Here is a 1,444-nt window from a genome sequence, read left to right on the forward strand (position 1 = left end):
CCGATGATCGAGCGGCAAAACACATCAAACCGGAAACATGAATGCCTATCAAACGCCCTCTCAAAGCCGGGTACGGACGGTCGCGCGGCAGGCGGTTCCTTGAGGCGGGCCCCGACCTTCTGCTCGGTCTATTTGAGACCGTAATGCCCGCGCCGCCCGGTGGGGCAGCGCGGCGGCCAGAGCCCGCCCCGGAAGCCGCAGCCCAGGTTAGAACTGCTGGGTGCCGCCGCTGGCGCGAAGTTCGCCCTCGCTCTTCACGTCGATGATGTAGGCCATACCGTCCGAGCCCTTGCAGCGGATCGACGAGCCCTGCCGGTTGGTGAGACCGCCCTCGCACTGAAGGGTCACATCCTTACCGAGGTCGCGCTTGACCGCGGCGGCCCCGTCCTTCAGTAGCTGCTCGTTGGACCAGTTGCCCTGGTGTCCGCCACCACAGCCGGCGAGGACGAGGGCCGTGGTGACGGCGAGGATCATGCGGGATATTCTCATGACAGCTCCTGTGGACGGGGGCGCTGATTTTACCCTGTCAGGTCGCTCAACAAATCCGCGCCGCCCGCGACCGCATCCTCACCCTGGATCGGCCCGTTCGCGACATCCTGCCCCGCTTCCACATTCCCGACGTCACCATCGGCGACCTCATCCAGCACTGCGGCGGCATCCAAGACGCCGAATCTGTGCTATCCCTGGCCGGCTTCCGCGAACTCGACCACTACACCGCCGACGACCTGCTCCAACTCGCCTACCGCCAGCAGCGGGCCGTCGAGCCGGGCCACCGAGGACTGGGCCAGGAACAGCCGTTGCGCCGCGCGGCCGAAGTGCTTCTCCTTTGCAATCGCGCGAAACGCCTCAAGGTAGCGAAATTCCATAACCCGGGCATGCCACCACGGCCAGGTGAACGCCCGCGTACGCCCCCGGGAACATCACCGACGAAGTAAGGGCGGGACGTCAGGGGATGCTCGTCGCACGAGCACCCACCGAGCACCCCGGATCCGCCCGACCAGGCCAGATCAGGGTCGGGTGCGAGGGCCACACTTCGCCGACCCGGGAAGTCGCTGGTGGCGGACCGCAGCACTCCGCCAGCCGCAGGAAAGCTACACGCCAAGACGGTCGTCGGCCTGTTCGAGCGGTTCAACAAAATGTCGAAGCGTCCGCACGCGACAACCTCCCTGGACAGCCAAGCAGCGCTTCCGCCAGGCGCGGCGTTTTGCAAGCGCACTGCGTCACCCCTGGCGCACCTGGCACTGCGCCTGCCACCGGGCGGCGGCGCTACCCGGCGGCCTGGCCGCAGACCAGGTAGAAACTCACCGTGGGGCCTTCGGGGGCATGGATTCGACAACCACAGCCGTGCCCGAAGACCTCACCCTGCGCCCCCGCGACACACTGAAGGTTTCCGAGTAACGGTCTGCAACTGTGCGTAGTGGTCGTTTCAGGTGGTTCGTCCGTG

The 1,444-nt window shown here is 66.4% G+C and carries 3 protein-coding genes; all 3 read right to left on the reverse strand.

All coding sequences use genetic code 11. The annotated features are described in order from the left end of the window. Nucleotides 1-207: 207 nt before the first annotated feature. The 3 genes from V6U90_RS33370 to V6U90_RS33380 are packed head-to-tail and all read right to left on the reverse strand — an operon-like array spanning nucleotide 208 to nucleotide 866. Complete coding sequence (locus V6U90_RS33370; protein WP_334445160.1) at nucleotides 208-489, reverse strand: hypothetical protein; 282 nt, start codon at nucleotides 487-489, stop codon at nucleotides 208-210. 29 nt (nucleotides 490-518) lie between these two features. Next, on the reverse strand, nucleotides 519-662 hold the full coding sequence (locus V6U90_RS33375; protein WP_334445161.1) for a hypothetical protein: 144 nt from the start codon (nucleotides 660-662) through the stop codon (nucleotides 519-521). A 15-nt stretch (nucleotides 663-677) separates the two neighbouring features. Beyond that, complete coding sequence (locus tag V6U90_RS33380) at nucleotides 678-866, reverse strand: LysR family transcriptional regulator (RefSeq protein ID WP_334445163.1); 189 nt, start codon at nucleotides 864-866, stop codon at nucleotides 678-680. Nucleotides 867-1,444 lie beyond the last annotated feature (578 nt).

The sequence above is a fragment of the Micromonospora sp. CPCC 206060 genome (assembly GCF_036906895.1).
Classification (GTDB): domain Bacteria; phylum Actinomycetota; class Actinomycetes; order Mycobacteriales; family Micromonosporaceae; genus Micromonospora.